Source organism: Streptomyces sp. NPDC090088, assembly GCF_044747345.1.
Taxonomy (GTDB): Bacteria; Actinomycetota; Actinomycetes; order Streptomycetales; family Streptomycetaceae; genus Streptomyces.
Genome location: NZ_JBIVDZ010000002.1, coordinates 1,291,994 through 1,309,034, shown reverse-complemented (window position 1 = coordinate 1,309,034; position 17,041 = coordinate 1,291,994). Strand labels below are relative to the sequence as shown.

Below are 17,041 nucleotides of genomic sequence, written 5' to 3'. Positions count from 1 at the left end.
CGTCCGAACGGCCGGGGCGGCCCGGGCAGTCGGCGGCTGTGGCCGGACCGCTGTCGGCGGCGGCCGGACGCGGTGTCCTGGAAGGCGCCTTCGCCCTGCTGAACGCCCTGGACCAGGAGCAGGACGTCGGGGTCAGCGCGCTGGCCGCCGTGTGCGGTCTGCCCAAGACGACCGCGTACCGGCTGCTCGACCAGCTGACGGAACTGGGCGCCGTAGAACGGAGCGCGGGCCGCTACCGCATCGGACCGGGCATGTTCCGGCTGGGCCAGGGCTGGCAGCCGTATCCGGGCCTGCGGTCGGCCGCCCGGCGGCCGCTGCGGCGGCTGACGGCCGTCACCGGCATGACGGCCGAACTCGCCGTGCTGCACCGGGGCCAGACGCTGGTCCTGGACTGGACGACGACCGCGGACGTGCCGCGTCCGCTGCCCGACGACCGGCCGGTCTGGCCCTGGTACACGGCGGCCGGCAAGGTCCTGACCGCCTGGGTCCGTCCCGGAGCGGCACCCGGCCCGCTGCCCCGGACCTGGCCGGAGGAGGCCCGGCGGATCCGGGAGTCCGGGGCCGCCTACGACCACGAGGAGGTGCTGACCGGCGTGTGCTGTGCCGCCGTGCCCGTGTACACGGCGGACGGCGTGCCGGTGGCGGCGCTGAGCGTGCTGACCGGCCCCGACCACCGCCTCGAACGCCTCGCCGACACGGCCCGGCGCGCGGCGTCGGCCATCACGGCGGGACTCGGCCGCCACCACTGACCCCGAACCCCGCACCCCGCACCCCGGACACCGGGCCTCGGACCCCGAACCCGGACGCCGGACCTTGGGCCTCGGGCCCCGGACGTCGCGGTCGCCGTTCCGCTCAACGGCACGACCGGCGACAGGGCGGGGTCCGCCCCCCAGGCTGGGTCCGCGGACCGAGGCGCCAAGTGCCGGAGCCCCGGTCTGCGGCGGCTCGCCCCGGCGCCGGTCCCCGGCACCCCTCAGGGAGGACACCCATGACGTCGTCGTCCGCACGTCCCGTGACCGGCAACGGTGTAGGCGCCGGTCCGGCCGACGGCCGTCGCGACCCGCTGGCCCTGCTGACGGCGGAGTTCGGCGGCGGGCCCGACGTGTGGCGCTCGGCGCTGGGCGGCGCGGTGTGCGTGGCCGAACCCGAGGCGGCCCGCGCGGTGCTGGGCAACCGGCACGGCGTGGTGGCGGACACCTCCGACTTCTACCACCACCGGCACGGGGTCTTCGGGCCGCGCTCCGCGCAGATCGCCATCGGCCGCGCGGCCCGCGGCCTGATCCAGCGTCATCTGCGGGAACGGCGGGCCGAACTGCCCGGCCTCGTCGCCGAGTCGCTGGCGCCGCGCAGCGAGTGGCCGGACGCCGGGAACCGGCTCGTCGAGCGGCACCTGCGTGAGGTGCTGCTGCACCCGCAGGCACCGGCGCACCTGCGCACGACCGTGGCGGCGATCGTCACCCGCGCGGTCCTCGCGGGTGCCCGGCGGCGCCGCCCCGCCCCGTCCCGGCTGCTGTTCCGCCGCCGCGCGCTGCGCGTCCTGCGCACCGAGGTCCGCGCCCGGCAGCGGGCGCCGCGCCCACCCGGCGGCCCGGCGGAACCGCGCGACCTGCTCGACGTCGTCGTGGACGGGGGCGGTCCGGACGCGGACCCCGCGGAGCTGGTCGAGGTCTATCTGTCGTTCCTGTTCGCCACCGTCGGGTCGGTCGGGTTCGCGCTCGGCTGGGCGGTCCTGCTCCTCGGCACGCACCCGGACCGGGCCGCGGCCGAACCGGGCTGGATCGTCCGTGAGGCGCTGCGGCTGTGGCCGGTGGCCTGGCTGTTCGCCCGCACCCCGGCCCGGCCGCAGGAGCTGGGCGGGACCCGTGTCACGCCCCGGGACCGGCTCATGGTGTGCAGCTATCTGGTGCACCGGCATCCCGGGCACTGGGAGCGGCCCGACGAGTTCCTCCCGCAGCGCTGGGCCGAGGGCGCGCCCGACGGGGCCTACCTGCCGTTCGGGCACGGTCCGCACACCTGCGCCGGCGCGACCGTCACCGTACGGCTGCTGGAGGACCTCGTCGGACTCCTGACCCGTGACTGGCGGGTGTCGGTCACCTCTGACGGCGGCGGGCCCCAGGTGGGTCCGGCGCTGGCTCCGCCGCGGTTCACCGCGGTGCTGAGCCGTCCCGACGGCTGTCCCGAGAGGAGGTGAACCAGCATGCGCGCGCTGTACCTCAAGACGAAGTCGGTCCTCAACGTCCGTCGCTCGTACGGGCAGTTCTGGTACCTGTACCACCACATCTGACCGGCCCGGCGCGGGGAGGCGCCGTACGGCCGGCTCCCCGCGCCCCCAGGAGGGGACGCCCACGATGACCACCCCGCAGCACCCCGAGGACTTCCTGAGTTCCCTGCGGCTGCGCAGTGCCCAGGAGGAGGGGATCTTCTGGGTCGACGACCAGCGGCTCGGGGTCTTCGAGCCGGAGGCGGCGCGCCGGGTCAGCGCCGCGAACTGGCACCGGTTCGTCCTGCACGACCGCCTGGTCGACATGGTGCGCCGGCGGCGCAGCCCCGAGGTGCGCTGGAGCCGGATCCGCGCCACCTGGCTGACCCAGCTGCACGCCCTGGCGACGGCGGAGCAGCACGCACTGCTGATCGGCCGCATGGAGCGGGTGCTGGACGCGCGGGCCGGGCAGGACACCGACCTGACCCTGCTGATGCAGGACCTCGCGCTGCGCTCGCTGCTGCCCGTCGCGCTCGGCGGGCTCACCGCGGGCGAGGCCGAAGTGGTGCGCCGGGACCTGGAGATGAAGCTGGCGCGGCTGGTGTCGCCCGTGCCGGGCGGTGTCCTGCACCAGCTGCGGCACGTGGCCGTCCAGGTGCGGGCCGGGCTGGTGGTGCGCCGGGTCCTGCGGCAGCGCGCCCGCGGTCGGCGCGGGCGCGAGCCGGACCTCGCCGACCCGTTCGTGGACCTGCTGCCGGAACTGGGCATGGACCGCGCGCTGGACGTGGTGACCACCGTCCTCACCGCCATCGGGGGCCCGCCCGGAACCGCCCTCGCCAGCCTCCTGTACGAGTTCGTCCGGCACCCGGAGTGGCAGCGCCGGCTGGAGGCCGAACTGGGCGCCGTGAACCCGGTGGAGTTCCGTACGACGCCCACCCGGGCGGCGCCGGTGACGCACCGGTTCGTGAAGGAGGTGCTGCGGATGTGGAGCCCGCCGCTGCTGCTGGTGCGCCGCTCCACACTCGGGTTCGACCTGGGCGGCACGCGGCTGGAGCCGGGGCAGTGGTATCTGCTGAGCCCGCATCTGATCCACCGCGACGAGCGGGTCTGGGAGCGGCCCGACGTCTTCGACCCGGACCGCTTCCTGCCCGGCGCGCCGCACGGACCGGCGGACCGCGCCAGTTACGTGCCGTTCGGCTGGGCGCCGAAGAAGTGCGTCGGCGCGAACCTCGCGATCGTCCAGCTGATGGCTCTGTGCCACCTGCTGTGCACGCGCTACCGGCTCACCGTGGACCGGCCGGAGACGGTCACCATGGCTCTGAGGTTCGCGCCGGTGCCGGAGAACTTCCGCGGCCGGCTGGCTCTGCGCTGACCGCGCCGCGCCGCGCCGCGCCGGGCCAGGCCCGTGGTGCTAGCCAGGGAGCGGGCCGGGGCGCACGGTCAGGTCGTTGATCTCCGCGTCCGCCGGCAGGTCGAGCGCCGTGAGGATCGTGGTCGCGACCGACTCCGGGTCGATCCAGCGGGCGGGGTCGTACTCCTTGCCCTCCTGCTGGTGGACCTTGGCCTGCATCGGGCTCGCCGTGCGGCCGGGGTAGACCGAGGTGACCCGGACGCCGTTGCCGTGCTCCTCCTGGCGGAGGGAGTCGGCCAGCGCCTTCAGTCCGTGCTTCGAGGCCGCGTACGCCGACCAGCCGGCGTGCGCGCTGAGGCCGGCGCCGGAGTTCACGAAGATCACATGGCCGCGGGTGGTGCGGAGCTGGGGCAGGAAGTGGCGGGTCAGCTCGGCCGGTGCGATCAGGTTGACGTTGAGCTGGTGGCGCCAGGACTTCGGGGTCAGCTCGCCGATCCCGCCCAGGTCGACCACGCCGGCGATGTGCAGCAGCGAGTCGACCCGGTCCGGGAGCGACTGGTGGGAGAACGCCCAGGAGAGCTTGTCGGGGTCCGCCAGGTCGCCGACGAGGGTGCGGGCGCCGGGGAACTCGGCGGCCAGTTCCTTCGCGCGGCCCGCGTCGCGCGCGTGCAGGAAGAGTTCGTCCCCGCGCGCGTGCAGACGGCGGGCCACGGCGGCGCCGATGCCGGAACCGGCACCGGTGATCACATGAGTTGCCATGAGGGCCATGCTCGCATCAGCGGGCGCTCGGGTCCGCCTCCAGGTACGCGAGCGCGGCGGCGGGTTCCTCGGCGAAGAACACCAGCTCGGACAGGGGGCGCGGCAGGAAGCCCTCCGCCTCCATGCGGCGGAACTGTTCCTTGAGGCCGTCGTAGAAACCGGCGGTGTTGAGCAGGACCACGGGCTTGTCGGTGTGGCCGTGCTTCTTGAGCTCCAGGATCTCGGTGGCCTCGTCGAGCGTGCCGGTGCCGCCGACCATGATCACGACGGCGTCGGACTTCTCCAGGAGGAGGCGCTTGCGTTCCGCGAGGTCGGCGGCGATGACCATCTCGTCGGCGCCGGGGCGGGCCTTGTGGGCGAGGAAGCCGACGGAGACGCCGGTCAGCTTGCCGCCGGCTTCCTGGACGCCGTCGGCGACGACCTTCATGAGACCGGTGTCCGAGCCGCCCCAGACCAGGGAGTGGCCGCCTTTGCCGATCAGTTTCGCGAAGTCTCTGGCGGGGCGGGTGTAGCGGTCGTCGAGATCTGCCGCGGAGAGGAAGACACAGATTCGCATGCGTTCAGGGTAGGAGAGTCGTTTCGCGGCTGCGGGTGGGTGGGGGCTGGTCGCGCAGTTCCCCGCGCCCCTGAAGGGGCGCTGCGCTGAGTGTCGGGAACAAGTCGACGTCTGTCGGCGTCAGCCTTATATGGCCTCAGGACACACGATCACCATTGAAGACAGCGACCAGCACGTCCGTGTCACGCACGGCGGTCTGGTTCTCGCCGAGAGCGACCGGGCGCTTGTGCTGCACGAGACCGGTTGTCCCCCGCGCTACTACATACCCGCCGAGGACGTCCGGCTCGATCTGCTGACGGCCTCCGAGACGCACACCGTCTGCCCCTTCAAGGGGACCGCGTCGTACTGGTCCCTGCCGGACGCGCCGGACCTGGTCTGGGCGTACCCCGAGCCGAAGGCCGATGTCGCCCAGATCAAGGACCACCTGTGCTTCTACGAGGTGGAGGTCACCGGCTGACGTCGGACGGTCGAGGCGATCGTGGCCGAGCCGACGACGCGGGTGTCGTCGTAGAGGACGATCGCCTGGCCGGGGGCGACGCCGCGGACCGGGTCGGTGAACGTGACGCGCAGTTCGCCGCCGACGAGTTCCGCGCTCACCTCGGTCTCGCCGCCGTGGGCGCGGAGCTGGGCGGTGTAGACGCCGGGGGCGGTGGGGGCGGTGCCGCACCAGCGGGGCTTGATCGCGGTGAGGCCGGTGACGTCGAGGGCGTCGGCGGGGCCGACCGTCACGGTGTTGTCGACCGGGGAGATGTCGAGGACGTAGCGCGGCTTGCCGTCGGCGGCGGGGTGGCCGATGCGCAGGCCCTTGCGCTGGCCGATGGTGAAGCCGTACGCGCCCTCGTGGGTGCCGAGCTTGGTGCCGGTCTCGTCGACGATGTCACCCTCGGCCTTGCCGAGGCGCTTCGCGAGGAAGCCCTGGGTGTCGCCGTCGGCGATGAAGCAGATGTCGTGCGAGTCGGGCTTCTTGGCGACCGCGAGGCCCCGGCGCTCGGCCTCGGCGCGGATCTCCTCCTTGGTGGTGAGGGTGTCACCGAGCGGGAAGAGGGCGTGGGCGAGCTGCTTCTCGTCGAGGACGCCGAGGACGTACGACTGGTCCTTCGCCATGTCGGAGGCGCGGTGCAGTTCGCGGGAGCCGTCGGCGAGGGTCACGATCTTCGCGTAGTGGCCGGTGCAGACGGCGTCGAAGCCGAGCGCGAGCGCCTTGTCCAGGAGCGCGGCGAACTTGATCTTCTCGTTGCAGCGCAGGCAGGGGTTGGGGGTGCGGCCGGCCTCGTACTCGGCGACGAAGTCCTCGACGACGTCCTCGCGGAAGCGGTCGGCGAGGTCCCAGACGTAGAACGGGATGCCGATGACGTCGGCGGCGCGGCGGGCGTCGCGGGAGTCCTCGATGGTGCAGCAGCCCCGCGCGCCGGTCCGGAAGGATTGGGGGTTCGCGGAGAGCGCGAGGTGGACGCCGGTGACGTCGTGGCCGGCGTCGGCCGCGCGGGCGGCGGCGACGGCGGAGTCCACGCCGCCCGACATGGCGGCGAGGACGCGGAGGGGGCGGGTGCGCTGCGGGGTGTCAGTCATAGCCCCTCCAGGGTACGGGGGCGCGGGAACCGGGGCCCGCGAGTATCCGTTGGAGATCGCATGGGGGAGCGAACGGGTGATCAGGACCGGCGGCTCGGGCGGCGGGCGCTGCTGGTCGGCGGGGCGGCCGCCGCCGTGGGCACGGCGGTGCTGACCAGGGACGAGCTGGCGCGGCTGTACTGGCGGCTGCCGGGGGTGCGCAAGGCCCGGGTGGCGGGCGCGGTGGATTTCCGGGGCGCGCGCTGGGTGGCGGCGTCCCCGGCGAACTACCGGACGGCGGACCGGCCGGACGACTACCGGATCGACCGGGTGGTCGTCCATGTCACCCAGGGTCCCTACGCGAGCGCGGTGAAGGTCTTCCAGGACCCGGCGCACCAGGCGGCGGCGCACTACATCGTGCGCAAGGACGGCCGGATCACCCAGCTGGTGCGTGAGCTGGACGTGGCGTTCCACGCGGGGAACCGGTCGTACAACGAGCGGAGTGTGGGGATCGAGCACGAGGGGTTCGTGGACCGCCCGGAGGACTTCACCGACGCGATGTACGCGGCCTCGGCCCGGCTGACGGCCGCGATATGCCGGCGGTACGGCATGCCGGCGGACCGCGCGCATGTGATCGGGCATGTGGAGGTGCCGGGGACGGACCACACCGACCCGGGGAAGCACTGGGACTGGGAGCGGTACATGGGGCTTGTCCGGCGGGTCGGACAGGCCTGACCCCCAGTTCCGCCTGTGACTGAATCGTTATCATGTGCATGCCCTGCGCGGCCCCTGTGTCCGTTGCGTCCCGCACCCGGGGCGCCAGCTGCGCCTGATCAACTCCTTTTGCTTTCAAGGGAGTTCAGCATTACCAGCGTCCATGGCCGCCTCACAGTCACCCCGGTTCCCTCCTAACTTCGCCTCAGATTTCACACAGTCCCCAGGTCAAACATCCGGGGCCATGACCCACACCACAGATCCCGCCTTCGAGGCGGAGGGCAGCGAAGAGCAGGAAACCCGCGGCAGGCGACGGCGGGCCAAGGGCACGGACCACGCCAAGCCGGAGCACTCCAAGGCGGAGCGCGTCACCGACGCCGAGCACTCCAAGGCCGCGACGGTCAAGCGCGGCAAGGGCGTGCACCGGCGGAAGTTCCTCGGCGGCATGGCCGGGGTCGGTCTCGGCGCCGTCGGCGCGGCCGGCGCGACCTTCGCCCTGCTGACCGACGCGAGCGGCAACAAGGCCGGCGCCGCGACCAACACCGCCACCCTGTCGGTCCCGGACCTCCTGGAGGGCACCACCTCCGACAGCACCACCACCTTCACGCTGGAGGCGCAGACCGGCAGCGCCGAGGTGCTCAGCGGTGTCACCAGCACCACCGCCGGCTACAACCAGTCGTTCCTCGGCCCGACCATGAAGTGGACCAAGGGCAACGTCAACGTCCTCAACATCACCAACAGCCTGGGCGAGGACACCACGGTCCACTTCCACGGCGCGCACGTCCCGGCCAAGATGGACGGCGGTCCGCAGGTCGCGTTCTCCGACGGGGAGACCTGGTCGCCGACCTTCACGGTCAAGGACGAGCCGATGACGCTCTGGTACCACCCGCACGCGCTGGGCACCACCGCGAAGCAGGCGGTGCACGGCCTGGCCGGCATGATCATCGTCGAGGACAGCGACGACACCACCAGCGCCGACCTGCCCAGCACCTACGGCACGGACGACATCCCGCTGATCTTCCAGTGCCTGGCCGTGGACGCCGACGGCGACATCAAGTACGACCTGACCGGTTACCTCAGCAGCGGCCTGAGCTACCCGCTGCTGGTGAACGGCACCAACGTCGACGACACCACCCTCACCTTCACCGCGACCAAGACCCGGACCCGGTTCCGGCTGCTCAACGCCTCGCCGTCGGACATCATCACCATCCAGCGCAGCGACGGCGGCACGATGACCCAGATCGCCACCGACCAGGGCTACCTGGCGTCGGCGGCCGACGTCACCGAGATCCGGCTGGTGGCCGGCGCCCGCGCCGAGATGGTCATGGACCTCTCGGACGACGTCACCCTCCAGGCGGTCATCACCACCGGCTGGGTCCGCGGCGGCAGCGGCACGTACGACTTCCTGTCCGTCACCGCGAGCGGCAGCGACACTCCGGACGACCTGCCCAGCTCACTGCGGACCATCGACCGGTACGACACCAGCGACTTCACCGCGCGCACCATCACCCTGGGCCAGTCCGGTGCGACGATGCTGATCAACGGCTCGGCCGGCACGAGCATGTCCTCCATGGCCATGATCAGCACCACGCTGGGGTCCAAGGAGATCTGGACGATCAAGAACAGCACGCAGCTGGAGCACTCCTTCCATCTGCACGACGTGCCGTACCAGCTGATCTCCATCAACGGCGAGGATCCGACCGGCGTCGAACTCGGCTGGTACGACACCTACGAGGTGGTCGGCGGCGGCTCCATCGAGATCGCGATGGAGTTCACCGACTTCTCCGACGACACCTACATGTACATGCTCCACTGCCATCTCCTGCAGCACGAGGACGAGGGGATGATGGCGTCCCTCATGGTCACCGAGAGCTAGTCGCAGGACCGGCCTCTCGGGGAGGCTGCCGCCGGCAGTGGAAGTGCCGGCGGCAGCCGTTCGTGAGGTTCCGGTCACTGGCAGGCCCCCCGGAACACATCGACCTGGCCGCCCGTGCTGTCCGCCACCACGAGGTCGCGGACGCCGTCGCCGTCCAGGTCGGCCGCCGTCGCGTCGTAGGCGCCGGTGGCGGGCACGTCGGTCAGCTGGGTGAGGGTGCCCGTGGTGGCTCCCGTGTACGGCGTGACCGAGTTCCCCTTCAGCGAGGAGACCAGCAGGTCCGTGGTGCCGTCCCCGTCCAGGTCGGCGGCGCCCACGGCGACCGGCAGCGCGGGCGTGGCGTAGGCGGTGGCCGCGGCGAAGGTGCCGTCGCCGTCGCCGAGCAGCACGTCCAGCGTGTTGGCACCGTTGCTCACCGCGGCCAGGTCCGGGCTGCCGTCGCCGTCGAAGTCGCCCTCGGCCAGGGAGTAGAGCCGGGAGGTGGTCGCGTACGAGGTGGCGGCCCCCAGGGCCCCGGTGCCGTCGCCGAGCAGCACGCTCACTCCCGCGCTGCCCACGCTGGCGGTGGCCACGTCGGCATCGCCGTCACCGTCGAAGTCCCCGACGACCACACCGTGCGGCTGACTGCCGGTGGCGGTCTGGCCCGCGTCGGTGAAGGTGCCGTCCCCGTCGCCCAGCAGCACCCGCACGGTGCTGGTCTGCTGCTCCGCGACCACCAGATCGGCCGTACCGTCCCCGTTCAGGTCCCCGGTGGCCAGCGCCCGGGGCGACCCGGACACGTCGATCGCCGAGGCCGTACCGAAGGTGCCGTCACCGGAGTTGAGCAGCACGCTCACCTGGGCCCCGCCGAAGTCGGCCGTCGCCAGGTCCGGGCGGCCGTCGCCGTCGAAGTCGGCGACCACGGTCTGGTACGGCCGGGTCCCCACCGCGTAGGTGCCGCCCGCCGCGAACGTCCCGTCGCCGTCGCCCGGCAGGACCGTCACCGAGTCGGCGTCGAGGTTGGCGGCGACCACGTCGAGCGCGCCGTCACCGTCGAGGTCGGCGGTGACCACATGCCGGGTGTTGGTGGCGGCGGTCGCGGAGCCGGTCAGGGTGTACGCGGGGACACAGCCGCCGTCGGCGGCCACGGCGGGCAGCGCCGGCAGCGCGGCGGCGAGCAGCAGCCCGCCGGCCACGGCGGCCCGCATCCGGATGTGCCGGGTCATGCCGTACCGCCTTTCCATTCAGGGGATTTCATCGGACGGCTCAGTTCGGCTCGATGGCTGGGGGGCCGGTCACGCGGTTTCCAGGGGGGCAGCGCACCGCGTGACCGGCCGTTCAACGGAACGTAAAGTGCGCGCCTTTGCCGCGGCCTTTGTCGGCCTGTGACTTCTCTGGACGCGAACACACAGGGTCCGCGCCTCAGGCGCGGCCTTTCCCGTTGATCCCGCAGTCTGCCCGAAGAAGGGCACAGTGTCGACACCTTGCACTGTGAATGACTCAATACCTCTTGACCAAGCCCTACTGTCGACACTAGACACATGGCGGAGGAGCTTCCCACACGACGAGGAGAACGCCATGACCGATCCCCGGACCGGACAACGCCTGACCGGCAAGGTCGCCCTCGTCACCGGCGCGGGTGCGGGGATCGGTCAGGGCTGCGCGCTGCTCTTCGCCGAGCAGGGCGCCACCGTGGTCGGCTGCGACATCGACGCGGACGCGGCCGGACGGACCCGGAAACTGGCCGCGGAACGCGGGGTGAAGGTCGAGGTCATGGCCCCGCTGGACATGACGGTCCCGGCGGACGCGCGGAGCTGCGCGGACGCGGTGTTCGAGCGGTACGGCCGGATCGACGTGCTGGTGACGGCGGGCGCGATCGCCCCGCACATGGCGAGCACGGCGGAGATGGACTTCGACGCGCAGTGGACGCCGACCCTGCGCGGCGAGGTCGACGTGGTCTTCCTGCCGGTGCGGGCGGCCTGGCCGCACCTGGTGGCGTCCGGCGGCGGCTCGATCGTCAACTTCGCCTCGGTGAACGCCTTCCGGGGCAGCGGCACCTTCGGCATGGTCGCGCACTGCGCGGGCAAGTCGGCGGTGCTCGGCCTGACCCGGCAGCTGGCCGTGGAGGGCGGCCCGGCCGGGATCCGCGCCAACACCATCTCCCCCGGCATGGTGCGCACCCCGGCCACCGAATCGGCCGGCGCGCACCAGGGCGCCGCCCAGGAGGCCCTGCTGGCCAGGATCCCGCTGGGCAGGGTCGGCACCCCCGAGGACATCGCCTGGTGCGCCGTCTACCTGGCCTCCGACGAGTCCGCGTGGGTCACCGGCGGGAACTTCCCGGTGGACGGCGGGGTGCTGGCGAAGTGAGACCGGGGGCGGGCGGAGCGGGGGCCGTGGACCCGTGGGCCGTCACGTCGACGGGGTGCGCCGCCGACGTGACGGCTTGCGGCCCGCCTCCTGCTCCTGGATCTGCTCCTCCACCGAGCGCAGCGCCCGCACCGTCGCGCCCGCGATCAGCGCGGAGGCCAGCTCGCCGTCGCGCTCCTCGCAGGCCTGTAGCAGCCGTTCCTGGTCGTCGACGCTGTAGGCGAGCCGGCCGGGGCGGGTCAGGCTGAGGTGGCGGAGCATGAGCGTGCGCAGCGCCAGCGAGTCGAGGATCTGCTTGAGGGTGGCGTTGCCGACGATCTCGGTCATCCGCTCCTGGAGCTGCACATGGCCCCAGAAGTACGCGTCCACGTCGCCCTCGTCGGCGAGTGCGCGCATCTTCTCGACCCGGCCGCGCAGTTCGGCGAGTTCCTCGTCGGTGGCCCGGTCCACCAGGAGGCCGGCGAGCATGGCGAGGAGCTGCCGCCGGACCTGGTAGATGTCCCGGATGTCCTGGAGCGAGGGCGCCGCGACCCGGGGCCGGCGGCGCGCCTTCATCTCGACCAGGCCCTCCTGTTCGAGGACCATCAGGGCCTCGCGCACAGGGGTGCGGCTGGTGTCGAACCGCCGTGACAGGTCGACGCTGTTGAGGTCCTGGCCCGCGGCCAGCCGCCCCTCGATGATCCCGGCGCCCACCCACTCGGCGATCTGCGCGACCAGCGGCTCCCGCCGGTCGCGCAGCCGCAGCAGGCGGGCGAGCACGACATGGGTGTCCTGATCGGCCATCCGGCGCCCTCCCTGGTCCGTGTCCGGCCCGGTTCCGGGTTCACAGCGGACACAACGGTGTCGACACTATCGCACTTTCGTACCGCCCAGTACCCCGTTCACCCATAGTCTGTCGACAGCGATACGTCGTTCGGTTCAAGAGGCACGGTGAGGCATGGTGGTGACGGAGCACCGGGTGCCAGTATCGGGCAACGGCAGCCTCTGGTGCTGGGACACCGGCGGCTCCGGCCCTCCCGTGATCCTGCTGCATCCGCACTCCGGCAGCGGCGAGAGCTGGCCGTACCAGCGGCCGGTGCTGGCCGCCGCGGGCCACCGGGTCATCGGCTACTCACGGCGCGGCGCCCGCGGCTCGGCCGCCGGCACGGGCGCCGCCGTCGACGACGTGGCCGACCTGTCCGCCCTCGCCGACCAGCTCGGCCTGACCGCCTTCCACGTGGTCGGCGCCGCGGCCGGCGGCCGGATCGCGCTGGCCCACGCCCTCGCGCACCCCGGCCGGCTGCTCGGCCTCACCCTCTCGGGCAGCGCCCTGGACCTCCCGGTGCCGGACGCCGTCGCCCACCTGCCCGTCGAGTCAAGGGAGTTGGGCCCCGCGTACCGGGCCGGGAACCCGGACGGCGTCGCCGCCTGGCGGGCGGTCCACGACCGCGCGGGCACCGCCATCGGTCCCCCGCCGCCCCTGCCCCCGGATGCCCCGGAGGCCCTCGCCCTCCCCGTCCTGCTGATCACCGGCGACGCCGACCCCTACTGCCCGCCGTCGCGACTGCGCCGCCTCGAACGGCGCTTCGCGGACGCGGAGGCGCACATCGTCGCGGAGGCCGGGCACAACCCGCACTGGGAACGGCCGGACGTGTGGAACCCTCTGCTGCTCCGCTTCCTGAGCGGCTAGGCCCGCACGTCCAGGGCGACCAGGAACCGGGACACCATGTTGTACACCGCCACGGTCGCCGTCAGCTCGACGAGTTCGGTGTCGTCGAAGTCGGCCCGCAGGGCGTCGAACAGCGCGTCGGGCACCCGGACATCGCGGGTCATCGCGTCGGCGTAGGCGATGACCCGCGCGGTCCGCCCGTCGAACTCCGGCTTCTCCTTGCGGACTTCGGCCAGCTCCTCGTCCCCGAGCCCGGCCCGCCGGGCGTCGGGCTCATGGGCCTGCCATTCGTACGGCGCCCGGTTGAGGACCGCGATCCGCAGGACGACCAGCTCGCGGAGGTCGGCGGGCAGCGACATCCGCCCCCGGACGGCACCGAGCAGGCTGTTCCAGCCGTCGGCCACCGGCGGGCTGTGCAGCAGCATCCGGTCCAGCGGATGCAGGCCGCCGCCCCGCCGGGCGCGGACGCGGTCGGCGATCTCGCCGCTGCCTTCGGTGTCGGGGAGTCGTGCCATGGGGGGGGTCCTTCCGTTCCGTTGGGCTTCAGTCGAGCAGGGGGCGGGGAACGCGGTCCAACAGCCGTAGGGCGTCCAGCCGTTGCACCGGACCGACCGCCACGCCGTCGCCTCCGAACACCATCGCCCGCTCCCCCGTGAACCGCGGCCAGGGGGGCAGCGCGCCCCCGCCCGGATCGTGGTCCGTCACGAAGCGGGCCCAGGTGTCGGCCATGGTGCGGGCGAGTTCACGGTCGGCGTCGGTCCAGGGCCAGGGGCGGGCGTCCAGGGTGTCCAGGGCGTAGGGCAGTTCGGCGGTGTGGTGGACGCCGTGGTCGGGGAGCCCGTCCCGGGGCGGGGCGAGCGGGAGGCCGGCGGGCAGCGGCGGTCTCCGGGTGAAGCGGTACATCCAGGTGGGGGCGAGGGCCGCGTGGGTGCGCGCCCAGTGCCACACCGGGTACCCGAACCGGCTCTCGCCGGTGAACCGCCGTGCCGTACGGCGGACTTCGTCGCCGCCGCGCAGCGGGTACACCTCGTCCGTGCCGGGCTCGACGGGCAGCCGGCGCAGGATGTCCAGGGAGGCGTACACCGAGCCCTCGTCGTCGTTGGTGCCGACGAGGAGGGGGACGGCGTGCTGGCGGGCGGCGCCGAAGACGTCGTCGCTCGGTTCGGTGAGGACCCGGCCGTCGACGACCGGCCCGAAGTGGCCCTTGAGGACGAGTTCGACGCCGTCCAGCCGGCGCAGCACGCCGAGGCCGCGGTCCTCCGCCCAGCGCAGCCCCTGCTTCTGCGCGGTGGCCTGGTCCGGGAGCGGGCCCTCGGCCCGGCCGATGCCCGAGGCGCTCTGGCCGATCGCCGCGTGGAAGAGGTGCCGGGCGTCCGGTGCCGCCATGAGGTGGCAGATGTGGGCGGCGCCCGCGGAGTTGCCGGCGAGGGTGACCCGGCCCGGGTCGCCGCCGAACGCCGCGATGTTCTCCTGCACCCAGGTGAGGGCGGCGACGATGTCCAGCACCCCGTAGTTGCCGGAGGCGCCCAGGTCGTCCTCGGCGGCGAGTTCGGGGTGGGCGAGGAAGCCGAGGGCGCCGAGCCGGTGGTTGAGGGTGACGACGACCAGGCCGCGCCGGGCCAGCGAGCGGCCGTGGTGGATCTCCTGGCCGCCGTGGCCGTAGCGGTTGCCGCCGCCGTGCACCCAGACCATCACGGGCAGCCCGGCGGCGGGGGCCGGATCCGGGGTCCACACGTTCAGGTAGAGACAGTCCTCGCTCATCACCAGCGCCCGCCGGTCGGCGAAGTTGGCGTGGTACATGATCGAGTCGCGGGGCGGCTGGGGCTGCAGCGGGGCCGGGCCGAAGGTGTCGGCCCGGCGTTCGCCGTCCCAGGGCGCGGCCGGGCGCGGGGGGCGCCAGCGCAGCTCGCCGACGGGGGGTGCGGCGAACGGGACGCCCCGGAAGACGGCCACCTCACCGTCGTACTCCCCCGCCAGCGGGCCGAGTGCGGTGCGGGTCGTGATCACCCGGCCGCCTTGTGCAGCACGCCGTCCTTCATGATCACCCGGAGCCGGTCGCGGTCCTGGAGGATCCGGATGTCGGCGAGCGGGTCGCCGTCGACCAGCAGCAGGTCCGCGAGATACCCCTCCCGGACCAGCCCCAGCTCCTCCCCCATGCCCATCACCTGGCCGCCGTACTCGGTGGCCGCGCGCAGCGCCTCGGCCGGGGTGAAGCCGAACCAGTCCACGAACAGCTCCAGGTCCCGCAGGTTGCGGCCGACCGGGTTCCAGGCGAAGCCGTAGTCTCCGCCGGGCACGACCCGGATCCCGCGCGCCACCAGTTCGGGGACGACCGCGCGGACGGCGTCCCGGGTGGCCTCGACCTCCATGCCGGGCTCGGGTTCGCTGTCGGCCTCGTGGAGGTTGGCGTGGATGATGCCGGGGGTCGGGGCGACGAAGATCCGGTCGCGGGCCGCCTGGAGGAGGTCGAGGGCCTCCTCGTCGGCGAAGGTGCAGTGGTAGACGGCACGGATGCCGTGCCGTACGGCCATCTTGATCGACTCGGCGGCGTGGGCGTGCGCGGTGAGCCAGACGCCGTGCTTCTCGGCGGTGTGCGCGGCGGCGGCCACCTCCTCGTCGGTGAACTGCACGATCCGGGAGGTTCCCTGGACGACGGCGCTCTCACCGGAGAGGGACAGCTTGACGATGTCGACGCCGAGTCGGGCCATGTCGGTGACGAACCGGGCGACCGACTCCGGGTCGGAGGCGCGGTGGTCGATGCCGGGGAAGTCGTAGACGCCGGGCTCGACCATGCCCGCGCTGCCCTCCCAGGAGGCGGCCTTGAGGCGCGGACCCGGCATCCAGCCCTCGGCGAAGGCCTTGCGGGCGGCGACCTCCGTGCCGGGCAGCCGGTTGCCGCCGGAGTAGGCGCTGGTGATGCCGTGGTCGAGGAGGACCCGGCCGGCGTGCGCGACGAGCAGCGCCTTCTCCTCGGCGGGTTCGTCGCGGCGCCGGGAGAGGTGCTCGACGGTGGAGCCGAAGCCGAGGTGGGTGTGGGCGTCGACGAGTCCGGGGAGCAGGGTGCCGCCGCCTCCGTCGATGACGCGGGCGTCGGCGGTCAGGTCTCGTGGGATGTGCTCGGCGACGGCGGTGATGCGGTTGCCCTCGACCAGGACCTGGGCGGGGAACGGGTCTCGGCCCGTGCCGTCGAAGACATGGATGCCGGTGAACAACAGGGTCATGTGCGCGGCCTCCAGAAGCGGTGGCGCATCTCGCCGACTCCCCCGATCCGGCTGACCAGTTCGTCCTCCGGGGTCAGGAAGCGCTGCGGGACCCGGCGGTTGCCGACGCCCGCCGGGGTGCCGGTGAAGATCAGGTCGCCGGGGAGGAGGGTGCAGAACCGGCTGAGGTGGGCGACCAGCCGGGGAATCGGGAAGATCATGTGGGCGGTGCGGTCGTGCTGGACGGTCTCGCCGTTCAGCTCGCAGGTCAGCTCCAGGTCGTCCGGGTCGTCGATCTCGTCGAGGCTGACGAGTGCGGGGCCGACGGGGCCGAAGCCCGGGTAGGACTTGCCGAGCGAGAACTGGGCGGGTCTTCCCGCGAGTTGGCTGATCCGCTCGGAGAGGTCCTGGCCGACGGTGAGCGCGACGACCGGGTCCCAGCCCTTCTCCTCCGGTACCTGGTGGGCCTCGCGGCCGATGACCGCGACCAGTTCCAGCTCCCAGTCGACATGGCCGGGCGGGAGGGCGATCGTGGTGTGCGGGCCGGTGAGGCAGGTGGCGAACTTGGTGAAGACGAGCGGGACCTCGGGCTCCTCGTAGCCCGCCTCGGCGGTGTGCGGGCGGTAGTTGAGAGCGACCGCGAAGATCTGGCGGGGGGCCGGGACCGAGGGTTCAAGCTCGGACTCGTCGTAGGGGCGGGCGCCGCTCGCGGCGGCGGACCAGCGGCGCAGGTCGTCCCAGCGGGCGAAGAGGTCGGCGCCGAGGGAGGCCGGGACGTCGATGGCGCCCTCGGGGGTCAGCAGGACGGGACGGCCGGCGAGTCGTGCGATGCGCATGTCCCGA

At 73.0% G+C, this 17,041-nt stretch carries 17 protein-coding genes; 8 read left to right on the top strand and 9 right to left on the bottom strand.

The features are described 5' to 3' along the window. The first annotated feature begins 38 nt into the window (after positions 1-38). The 3 genes from ACIPSJ_RS14695 (at position 39) to ACIPSJ_RS14685 (ending at position 3,572) form a co-directional block, all read left to right on the top strand. Positions 39-749, top strand: a complete 711-nt coding sequence (locus ACIPSJ_RS14695; RefSeq protein WP_401345890.1) for an IclR family transcriptional regulator — start codon at positions 39-41, stop codon at positions 747-749. Between the two features lie 239 nt (positions 750-988). Beyond that, entirely contained in the window at positions 989-2,191 is a 1,203-nt protein-coding gene (locus ACIPSJ_RS14690; RefSeq protein WP_359218828.1) for a cytochrome P450, read from the top strand. A 157-nt stretch (positions 2,192-2,348) separates the two neighbouring features. Beyond that, complete coding sequence (locus ACIPSJ_RS14685; protein WP_401345889.1) at positions 2,349-3,572, top strand: cytochrome P450; 1,224 nt, start codon at positions 2,349-2,351, stop codon at positions 3,570-3,572. A 39-nt stretch (positions 3,573-3,611) separates the two neighbouring features. Here the strand turns inward: ACIPSJ_RS14685 and ACIPSJ_RS14680 are convergent, their stop codons facing one another. Further along, positions 3,612-4,310: an SDR family oxidoreductase gene (locus ACIPSJ_RS14680; RefSeq protein WP_401345886.1), complete on the bottom strand. Its 699-nt coding sequence runs from the start codon at positions 4,308-4,310 to the stop codon at positions 3,612-3,614. Between the two features lie 16 nt (positions 4,311-4,326). Continuing rightward, positions 4,327-4,866, bottom strand: a complete 540-nt coding sequence (locus ACIPSJ_RS14675; protein ID WP_359218822.1) for a TIGR00730 family Rossman fold protein — start codon at positions 4,864-4,866, stop codon at positions 4,327-4,329. A gap of 130 nt (positions 4,867-4,996) precedes the next feature. On the opposite strand from ACIPSJ_RS14675, the gene ACIPSJ_RS14670 reads away from it, so the two are divergent. Beyond that, positions 4,997-5,323, top strand: coding sequence for a DUF427 domain-containing protein (locus ACIPSJ_RS14670; protein ID WP_401345885.1), 327 nt, complete (start codon positions 4,997-4,999; stop codon positions 5,321-5,323). Here ACIPSJ_RS14670 and mnmA read toward each other — a convergent pair. Continuing rightward, positions 5,299-6,435 (bottom strand): tRNA 2-thiouridine(34) synthase MnmA, encoded by a 1,137-nt coding sequence (mnmA, locus tag ACIPSJ_RS14665; RefSeq protein WP_359218819.1) that lies wholly within the window; start codon positions 6,433-6,435, stop codon positions 5,299-5,301. The genes ACIPSJ_RS14670 and mnmA overlap by 25 nt on opposite strands. Positions 6,436-6,495: 60 nt before the next feature. On the opposite strand from mnmA, the gene ACIPSJ_RS14660 reads away from it, so the two are divergent. Together ACIPSJ_RS14660 and ACIPSJ_RS14655 are read left to right on the top strand one after the other, a co-directional pair. Continuing rightward, positions 6,496-7,149, top strand: coding sequence for an N-acetylmuramoyl-L-alanine amidase (locus tag ACIPSJ_RS14660; protein ID WP_365691975.1), 654 nt, complete (start codon positions 6,496-6,498; stop codon positions 7,147-7,149). 223 nt (positions 7,150-7,372) lie between these two features. Next, a complete protein-coding gene (locus tag ACIPSJ_RS14655) occupies positions 7,373-9,004 on the top strand; it encodes a multicopper oxidase family protein (RefSeq protein ID WP_401345882.1) in 1,632 nt (543 codons plus the stop codon). A 74-nt stretch (positions 9,005-9,078) separates the two neighbouring features. Here the strand turns inward: ACIPSJ_RS14655 and ACIPSJ_RS14650 are convergent, their stop codons facing one another. Continuing rightward, a complete protein-coding gene (locus tag ACIPSJ_RS14650; protein WP_359218814.1) occupies positions 9,079-10,209 on the bottom strand; it encodes a VCBS repeat-containing protein in 1,131 nt (376 codons plus the stop codon). Positions 10,210-10,561: 352 nt separating this feature from the next. Between ACIPSJ_RS14650 and ACIPSJ_RS14645 the strand changes: the two genes are divergently transcribed. Continuing rightward, the gene (locus tag ACIPSJ_RS14645) at positions 10,562-11,350 is read left to right on the top strand and encodes an SDR family oxidoreductase (protein WP_355717068.1); all 789 of its coding nucleotides are present in this window, start codon (positions 10,562-10,564) and stop codon (positions 11,348-11,350) included. A gap of 42 nt (positions 11,351-11,392) precedes the next feature. Here ACIPSJ_RS14645 and ACIPSJ_RS14640 read toward each other — a convergent pair whose 3' ends face one another. Beyond that, positions 11,393-12,133, bottom strand: a complete 741-nt coding sequence (locus ACIPSJ_RS14640) for a GntR family transcriptional regulator (RefSeq protein WP_359218810.1) — start codon at positions 12,131-12,133, stop codon at positions 11,393-11,395. Between the two features lie 154 nt (positions 12,134-12,287). Here ACIPSJ_RS14640 and ACIPSJ_RS14635 point away from each other — a divergent pair, with 154 nt between their 5' ends. Next, the gene (locus tag ACIPSJ_RS14635; RefSeq protein WP_401345878.1) at positions 12,288-13,019 is read left to right on the top strand and encodes an alpha/beta fold hydrolase; all 732 of its coding nucleotides are present in this window, start codon (positions 12,288-12,290) and stop codon (positions 13,017-13,019) included. Here the strand turns inward: ACIPSJ_RS14635 and ACIPSJ_RS14630 are convergent. Genes ACIPSJ_RS14630 through ACIPSJ_RS14615 form a run of 4 tightly spaced genes read right to left on the bottom strand, consistent with a single transcriptional unit; the run spans position 13,016 to position 17,034 of the window. Continuing rightward, positions 13,016-13,513, bottom strand: coding sequence for a carboxymuconolactone decarboxylase family protein (locus ACIPSJ_RS14630; RefSeq protein WP_355717062.1), 498 nt, complete (start codon positions 13,511-13,513; stop codon positions 13,016-13,018). The two genes, ACIPSJ_RS14635 and ACIPSJ_RS14630, sit on opposite strands and share 4 nt — an antisense overlap. A gap of 28 nt (positions 13,514-13,541) precedes the next feature. After that, positions 13,542-15,005 (bottom strand): carboxylesterase/lipase family protein, encoded by a 1,464-nt coding sequence (locus ACIPSJ_RS14625; protein WP_401345876.1) that lies wholly within the window; start codon positions 15,003-15,005, stop codon positions 13,542-13,544. Further along, positions 15,002-16,219 carry an amidohydrolase family protein gene (locus ACIPSJ_RS14620; RefSeq protein WP_401345874.1) on the bottom strand — a complete coding sequence of 406 codons (1,218 nt, stop codon included), beginning with the start codon at positions 16,217-16,219 and terminating at the stop codon, positions 15,002-15,004. The genes ACIPSJ_RS14625 and ACIPSJ_RS14620 overlap by 4 nt, the downstream gene beginning before the upstream one ends. Next, a complete protein-coding gene (locus ACIPSJ_RS14615; protein ID WP_401345871.1) occupies positions 16,216-17,034 on the bottom strand; it encodes a fumarylacetoacetate hydrolase family protein in 819 nt (272 codons plus the stop codon). Before ACIPSJ_RS14615 ends, ACIPSJ_RS14620 begins: the two co-directional genes overlap by 4 nt. Positions 17,035-17,041 lie beyond the last annotated feature (7 nt).

Bases quoted from the DNA above. Each gene is read 5' to 3' on its own strand.
- ACIPSJ_RS14630 (WP_355717062.1), bottom strand. From the start codon at position 13,513: ATGGCACGACTCCCCGACACCGAAGGCAGCGGCGAGATCGCCGACCGC.
- ACIPSJ_RS14655 (WP_401345882.1), top strand. From the start codon at position 7,373: ATGACCCACACCACAGATCCCGCCTTCGAGGCGGAGGGCAGCGAAGAG.
- ACIPSJ_RS14680 (WP_401345886.1), bottom strand. From the start codon at position 4,310: ATGGCAACTCATGTGATCACCGGTGCCGGTTCCGGCATCGGCGCCGCC.
- ACIPSJ_RS14670 (WP_401345885.1), top strand. From the start codon at position 4,997: ATGGCCTCAGGACACACGATCACCATTGAAGACAGCGACCAGCACGTC.
- ACIPSJ_RS14635 (WP_401345878.1), top strand. From the start codon at position 12,288: ATGGTGGTGACGGAGCACCGGGTGCCAGTATCGGGCAACGGCAGCCTC.
- ACIPSJ_RS14645 (WP_355717068.1), top strand. From the start codon at position 10,562: ATGACCGATCCCCGGACCGGACAACGCCTGACCGGCAAGGTCGCCCTC.
- ACIPSJ_RS14650 (WP_359218814.1), bottom strand. From the start codon at position 10,209: ATGACCCGGCACATCCGGATGCGGGCCGCCGTGGCCGGCGGGCTGCTG.
- ACIPSJ_RS14620 (WP_401345874.1), bottom strand. From the start codon at position 16,219: ATGACCCTGTTGTTCACCGGCATCCATGTCTTCGACGGCACGGGCCGA.
- ACIPSJ_RS14675 (WP_359218822.1), bottom strand. From the start codon at position 4,866: ATGCGAATCTGTGTCTTCCTCTCCGCGGCAGATCTCGACGACCGCTAC.
- ACIPSJ_RS14660 (WP_365691975.1), top strand. From the start codon at position 6,496: ATGGGGGAGCGAACGGGTGATCAGGACCGGCGGCTCGGGCGGCGGGCG.
- mnmA (WP_359218819.1), bottom strand. From the start codon at position 6,435: ATGACTGACACCCCGCAGCGCACCCGCCCCCTCCGCGTCCTCGCCGCC.
- ACIPSJ_RS14640 (WP_359218810.1), bottom strand. From the start codon at position 12,133: ATGGCCGATCAGGACACCCATGTCGTGCTCGCCCGCCTGCTGCGGCTG.
- ACIPSJ_RS14690 (WP_359218828.1), top strand. From the start codon at position 989: ATGACGTCGTCGTCCGCACGTCCCGTGACCGGCAACGGTGTAGGCGCC.
- ACIPSJ_RS14615 (WP_401345871.1), bottom strand. From the start codon at position 17,034: ATGCGCATCGCACGACTCGCCGGCCGTCCCGTCCTGCTGACCCCCGAG.
- ACIPSJ_RS14685 (WP_401345889.1), top strand. From the start codon at position 2,349: ATGACCACCCCGCAGCACCCCGAGGACTTCCTGAGTTCCCTGCGGCTG.